Below are 6,087 nucleotides of genomic sequence, written 5' to 3' on the forward strand. Positions count from 1 at the left end.
CTAACCTCTCCTCTGAATAGGGGCGCCCAGATTGCCCATGCCGGCTGCAGCCTTGAGCGCGCCAGCGAGGTCGGCGAAAGCGTCGAGCGAGTCGCGATCGCCCGGCGACTGCTTCAGGACGTCGTAAATAACCGGCACCTGCTTGATCGCCATGTCGAGATCGGGATCAGCACCCTGGCGGTAACCGCCGATCATGCGCAGGTCGCGCGTCTCTTCGAAACGATGGATCAGCACCTTCAGCCGCGATACCAGCTTTTCCTGATCCGGCGTCCAGGCCTTGCGGGCAAGACGCGAGATCGAGGCGAGCGGATCAATCGGAGGATAACGCCCTTCTTCGGCGAGACTGCGCTGCAGGACGATATGTCCGTCGAGGATGCCGCGGGTCGAATCGGCGATCGGGTCATTGTGATTGTCGCCGTCGACGAGGATCGAGATGATCGCCGTGATGGTGCCGGCGCCCTCGGGACCGGGACCGGCGCGTTCCAACAGGCGCGGCAGCTCGGTGAAAACGGAGGCGGGATAGCCGCGCGCGATCGGCGGCTCGCCGGAGGCGGTCGCCACCTCGCGGATCGCATGGGCGAAACGTGTGACGCTATCGACGATGAAGAGGACGTTCTCGCCCTTGTCGCGGAAATGCTCGGCGATGGTGACCGCCGTCAGCGGCGCCATCTTGCGCAGCATCGGGCTCTCGTCGCTGGTGGCGACGACGGCGATCGCCTTCTTCATATTGCTGCCGAGCGTATCCTCGATGAATTCGCGCACTTCGCGGCCGCGTTCGCCGACGAGCGCAATGACCACCTTGTCGAAGGCGTCGGCGCGGGCGAGCATGGACAGCAGCGTCGATTTGCCGACGCCGGAACCGGCGAAGATGCCGAGGCGCTGGCCGAGGCAGAGTGGCGAGAAGATGTCGATCGCGCGCACGCCGGTCTTGAAGCCGGTCTCGACACGCTTGCGGGTCATCGAGGGCGGCGCGGTATTGGAGATTGAGCGGCGATCGAGGCCCTCGGTGATCGGCCCCAGCCCGTCGATCGGCTCGCAGAGCGAGTTGACGGTGCGCCCGCACCAGCTGTCCGTCGGTGAAATGCGGAAGGCGCCCTTGCGGATGACGGTATCGTGGATACCGATCGGTTCGCCGGGTTCGATCGGGCAGACATAGATCAATTCCGGCTCGACGCGCACGACCTCGCCCAGATGGATGCCGGTGGCCGATTTATGGGCCACGAACTCGCCGAGACGCACATGGCGGGAGAGACCGTGAACCGTGTAGTGGCCGGCAGCGATGGTCTGCACGCGGCCGCCATGGGCAACCGCGAACTCCGGCGATGCGTATCGGTCGACGAGGTCCGCCAGATGCGCCAGCTTCGGAGAAAGACCGTCCACTGATAGTAGCGTGGTGCTCATGCTTCAAATCCCGCCCTAAAATACGTCGCGTGCAGCTTGCTGTATGCGACGTATTTTGGATCTTTGTTCTTCATGTCGTTCTCCCAAAACCGCCGGACACTTTTGGGCGACATGCATTAGCGACTGCCCCCAAGCGTCTGAACCGCTTCCTTGAAGGAATCCTCGCTGTCGCGCATCAGCGACGAGACGCTTTCGAAGGCGCGGTTGACTTCGATCAGCTGGGTGATCTCGCGCATGGCGTTGACGTTGGAGTTTTCGAGATAACCCTGCTCGACACCGACATTGAAGCGGTCGACGACGGCGCGCGGCTGGTCGGTGGTCATGATGCCGCTGTTTTCGTAGCGCAGGTAACCCTTGCTGATATCGGCCTCAAACAGGCCGAGCGAGCCGATCTGGCGGCCGCCCTGATAGATGATGCCGTCGGTGCCGACGGCCGGCTCGCCGCCTGTCGTGTTGAGCTGGATCGGCGCGCCGCCGGAGTCAAGAACCGGGTATCCGCGGATCGAGACAAGCTCGCCGGTATCCTTGATCGTAAAGCGGCCGTCCCTCGTCAGAACCTGGCCGGCCGGCGTGTCGAGCGCAAACCAGGCATCACCCTTGACGGCGAAATCGAGCATGTTACCGGTCTGCTGCAACTCGCCACTTCCCTCGTTCAGGTAGTCGTTGCCCTGGGAAACGAAGGCGACTTTGGTGTTCAGCTTATTCTTGGTGGCCGCCACCATCTCGTCGAACTTCACCTCGGTGGCGCGAAAACCGGTCGTGTTCACGTTCGCCATGTTGTCTGCGATAGTGGTCAGGCGCTTTTCGAGGGCCATCTGCGACGACAGAGAAACATAAAGACCGGATTGCATGTCGGTAAGCTCCAAGCATTGGCGATGAACGGAAAGAAAGCCGGGCGTCGTCTCAAGTGGTTCGGCCGGATTTCGCTGAGGCGGCATCTCAGAAACGGGTGCGCGCACCCATTCGTCCCCTTTAGACTGACGACAGATGCTTGCGCGAAGCTGGTACGCGGAAATGCCTCGCGAGCGGGCCTTTCATCAGCCTCACGCAAGGCAGAAACCCTATCGGTCTCAATGAAAAGCAACGTTCAGATTGGGCTGACGATGAACATCATTATCGGATTTATAGTGACTTGCGGCTGTGTCATCGGCAGCTTCATGGCGATGGGCGGCGACGTGAACGCTCTGTTCCAGCCCTTCGAATTCGTCATCATCGGTGGCGCCGGTCTTGGCAGCTTCATCATGGCGAACCCGATGAAGGTGGTGAAGGATTCCGGCAAGGCGCTCGGCGAAGCTTTCAAGCATGCCGTGCCGAAGGAACGTAACTATCTCGATACGCTCGGCGTGCTCTATTCGCTGATGCGCGACCTGCGCACCAAGTCGCGAAACGAAATCGAAGCCCATATCGACAATCCGGCCGAATCGACGATCTTTCAATCGGCTCCGACCGTTCTGAAGAACAAGGAACTGACGGCGTTCATCTGCGACTACGTGCGCCTGATCATCATCGGCAACGCCCGCAGCCACGAGATCGAGGCGCTGATGGATGAAGAGCTCAACACCATCATGCACGACAAGATGAAGCCCTACCATGCGATCCAGATCATGGGCGATTCCTTCCCGGCGATCGGTATCGTCGCGGCCGTTCTCGGCGTCATCAAAGCGATGGCCCACATCAACGATTCGCCCGAAGTGCTGGGTCACCTGATCGGCTCGGCGCTCGTCGGCACCTTCCTCGGCATTCTCTTGTCCTACTGCGTCTGCTCGCCGCTGGTCTCCCAGATCAAGGTCGTGCGCAACAAGCAGCACCGCCTCTACGTCATCGTCAAGCAGACGCTGCTTGCCTATATGAACGGGTCGGTACCGCAGGTCGCTCTCGAATACGGTCGCAAGACGATCTCGGCTTACGAGCGTCCGTCCATCGATGCTGTCGAACAGGAAATGATGAACCCAGGTGGCGAAAACAAGGCGGCTTAAATGACTATGAGCAATGCTTCGCACGACAAACCGGCAATGGATCCTGCCCTCCTCGCCAAGCTGACAGGCGGGCTTGGCGACAGAGGCAGGGTCGCCAAGATCTGCAGCTCCTTCGGGGAAATCTACAGCGAATTCTTTCCCGACGTCATCAAAAGCGAGACCGGCCTAGACGTGACGGTCAACTATCTCGGCTGCGAGATCGGCTACAAGAACCACCTCATCGAAGACCTGAGCGCGAACGTCACACTCGTCGACGCGACGCTGCGCAACTGGTCGCAGAACATTACGCTTGCCTGCGGCAACGGCTTCGTCATCACGCTGATGGAGCATCTGCTCGGCGCCACAGCCGATACGATCGAGGAACCGGCCGACCGGCTGCTGTCGATCATCGAGCTCGATCTGGCGGTCATGGTCTTCGACAAGATCGCCAAGGTGCTGCGCTCGGCCGTCAACGCGTCGGGCGGTTTCGAACCGAGCCTTTCGGCCCCGTACGCCCATGACATGCGCGCCCGGCCGCAGGAGGATCGTGCGGATGAATTCGCGGCCGCCATCAACATGTCGATCACGCTTGCCGGCATCGTTTCGGAATTTTCGTTGATCGTTCCGCAGACGGCACTGCTCAAGACCAAGGTAACGCCGCCGAAGCCGAAACGCCAGGCCAGCAGCAACTCAGCGGAATGGACCGAACAGCTTGGCGACCAGGTCCGCCGCTCACATGTCACGCTCGAGGCCAAGATCAGGCTGCAGGACCTGACGCTGCGCACGATATCGAAGCTGATGGTCGGCGACGTCATTCCGTTCCGCGACCACGGCGAGGTGCGCGTCGAGGTCAGCGCCAACAGCAAGGAATTGTACGTGTGCGAGTTCGGGCGTTCAGGCGAAAACTACATGGTCCGCGTCAAGGATACGATGAACTCGGATGATGAACTCATCCGTCATTTAATGAATTAATCGGTTCTCTGGCTTTTGGGCTGCAAAGGCAGTTTGAGGCAAGTTTCAACTGGAATAGTGATTTCATGGCTACGAAGAAAACACAGCAGAACAGCGACCTCTCCCTGGATCTTCCGGGCAGTGAAGCCGATCTCGACCAGGCGATCGACGATCTGCGCGGCGTGCTGAAGCAGGATGCCGATGGCGACCTGTCGCAGTTTGGCGACGACCTGCAGAGCGATCCCTTCGCAGCAGGAACGGACCTGGCGGCCTTTGGCGGCGAGACTTCGGAAACCCCGTTTGGCAGCGACGATTTCGGCGGCGACTTCGGCGGCGGCGATGCCAGCCCGGCGGCCGGCATGGATTTCGGCAGCAGCCCCTCCTTCGAGGCGTCGCCGGCCCCGCTCGGCAGCGCTTTGAATTCCAACTTCGACCTGATCATGGACATCCCGATCGACGTCCAGATCATGCTCGGCACCAGCCGCATGCAGGTCTCCGGCCTGATGAACCTCAATGAAGGGGCGACGATCGCCCTCGACAAGAAAATCGGTGAACCGGTCGAGATCATGGTGAATGGCCGCAGGATTGCCCGTGGCGAAATTACGGTGCTTGATAACGACGACACGCGATTCGGTGTGAGACTGATTGAAGTTTTGAGTACGAAAAAAGCCTGATCCCTGTGTGGGACGGAGAGGTTAGACCATGATGGACTTTGACGATTTCGGCGGCGCACTAGCCGGGAAACCGTTGACCCAGGCTGAAAAGGCGGCGGCTGTTCTTCTCGCTATGGGAAAGGGCGTCGCCGGCCGGCTGTTGAAATATTTCACCCAGGCCGAACTGCAGACCATTATCTCATCCGCCCAGTCGCTGCGCGCTATTCCGCCGGATGAGCTCCTGTTGCTCGTCTCCGAGTTCGAAGACCTCTTCACCGAGGGCGCCGGACTGATGGACAACGCCAAGGCGATCGAGGCCATTCTTGAAGAAGGCCTGACGCCCGACGAGGTCGACAGCCTGCTCGGCCGCCGCACTGCATTCCAGGCCTACGAAACCTCGATCTGGGATCGCCTCAGCGAGGCGGAGCCGACATTCGTCGCACAGTTCCTGCTGCGCGAACATCCGCAGACCGTCGCCTATATTCTTTCGATGATGCCCTCCTCCTTCGGCGCCAAGGTGCTGCTGCAGCTTCCCGACAACCGCCGCGCCGACATCATGAACAGAACAGTCAACATGAAGGCGGTCAGCCCGAAGGCTGCGCAGATCATCGAAAACCAGGTCATGACGCTGCTTGCCGAGGTCGAGGCAGAGCGCAATGCAGCCGGCTCGACGAAGGTCGCCGATCTTATGAACGAGCTCGACAAGCCGCAGGTCGACACGCTGCTCAGCTCGCTCGAATCGATCAGCCGCGAGTCGGTCAACAAGGTTCGCCCGAAGATCTTCCTGTTCGAGGACCTCATGTACATGCCGCAGCGCAGCCGCGTCATGCTGCTCAACGACATCTCGACGGACGTGCTCACCGTTGCGCTGCGCGGGTCGCCCCCCGAGATCCGCGAATCGGTTCTCTCCGCCATCAGCCCACGTCAGCGCCGCATGATCGAATCGGATCTGCAGAGCGGCATGGGCGGCGTCAATCCGCGCGAGATCGCGATAGCCCGCCGCGCCGTAGCGCAGGAAGCGATTCGGCTGGCCAATTCCGGCCAAATCGAGCTCAAGGAAAAGGAAGGCGACGCTTCGGCGGCCGCCTAAAGCGCGTGGCGATCTTTCAGATACGCTCCTCGCGCTT

Annotated in this window: 6 protein-coding genes; 4 read left to right on the top strand and 2 right to left on the bottom strand. The window is 60.7% G+C overall.

Annotated features, from left to right (window positions below):
- A complete protein-coding gene (fliI, locus tag V8P77_RS29755) occupies nt 1-1,401 on the bottom strand; it encodes a flagellar protein export ATPase FliI (RefSeq protein ID WP_335915768.1) in 1,401 nt (466 codons plus the stop codon).
- A gap of 116 nt (nt 1,402-1,517) precedes the next feature.
- A complete protein-coding gene (gene flgF / locus V8P77_RS29760) occupies nt 1,518-2,252 on the bottom strand; it encodes a flagellar basal-body rod protein FlgF (RefSeq protein WP_335915769.1) in 735 nt (244 codons plus the stop codon).
- A gap of 252 nt (nt 2,253-2,504) precedes the next feature.
- Here flgF and motA point away from each other — a divergent pair, with 252 nt between their 5' ends.
- The 4 genes from motA to fliG all read left to right on the top strand — a co-directional run bounded on the left by motA (nt 2,505) and on the right by fliG (nt 6,050).
- Nucleotides 2,505-3,377 (top strand): flagellar motor stator protein MotA, encoded by an 873-nt coding sequence (gene motA / locus V8P77_RS29765; RefSeq protein ID WP_011650470.1) that lies wholly within the window; start codon nt 2,505-2,507, stop codon nt 3,375-3,377.
- Nucleotides 3,378-4,328 (top strand): FliM/FliN family flagellar motor switch protein, encoded by a 951-nt coding sequence (locus V8P77_RS29770; protein WP_335915771.1) that lies wholly within the window; start codon nt 3,378-3,380, stop codon nt 4,326-4,328.
- A gap of 65 nt (nt 4,329-4,393) precedes the next feature.
- Nucleotides 4,394-4,981 (top strand): flagellar motor switch protein FliN, encoded by a 588-nt coding sequence (gene fliN / locus V8P77_RS29775; RefSeq protein ID WP_335915773.1) that lies wholly within the window; start codon nt 4,394-4,396, stop codon nt 4,979-4,981.
- Between the two features lie 28 nt (nt 4,982-5,009).
- Entirely contained in the window at nt 5,010-6,050 is a 1,041-nt protein-coding gene (gene fliG / locus V8P77_RS29780; RefSeq protein ID WP_003545520.1) for a flagellar motor switch protein FliG, read from the top strand.
- Nucleotides 6,051-6,087: the final 37 nt, after the last annotated feature.

This window comes from Rhizobium aouanii (genome assembly GCF_037002925.1).
Taxonomy (GTDB): Bacteria; Pseudomonadota; Alphaproteobacteria; order Rhizobiales; family Rhizobiaceae; genus Rhizobium; species Rhizobium aouanii.

What these genes read in the sequence shown, in the direction of transcription:
- fliI (WP_335915768.1), bottom strand. Translation starts at nt 1,401, where the DNA reads ATGAGCACCACGCTACTATCAGTGGACGGTCTTTCTCCGAAGCTGGCG.
- flgF (WP_335915769.1), bottom strand. Translation starts at nt 2,252, where the DNA reads ATGCAATCCGGTCTTTATGTTTCTCTGTCGTCGCAGATGGCCCTCGAA.
- motA (WP_011650470.1), top strand. Translation starts at nt 2,505, where the DNA reads ATGAACATCATTATCGGATTTATAGTGACTTGCGGCTGTGTCATCGGC.
- V8P77_RS29770 (WP_335915771.1), top strand. Translation starts at nt 3,378, where the DNA reads ATGACTATGAGCAATGCTTCGCACGACAAACCGGCAATGGATCCTGCC.
- fliN (WP_335915773.1), top strand. Translation starts at nt 4,394, where the DNA reads ATGGCTACGAAGAAAACACAGCAGAACAGCGACCTCTCCCTGGATCTT.
- fliG (WP_003545520.1), top strand. Translation starts at nt 5,010, where the DNA reads ATGATGGACTTTGACGATTTCGGCGGCGCACTAGCCGGGAAACCGTTG.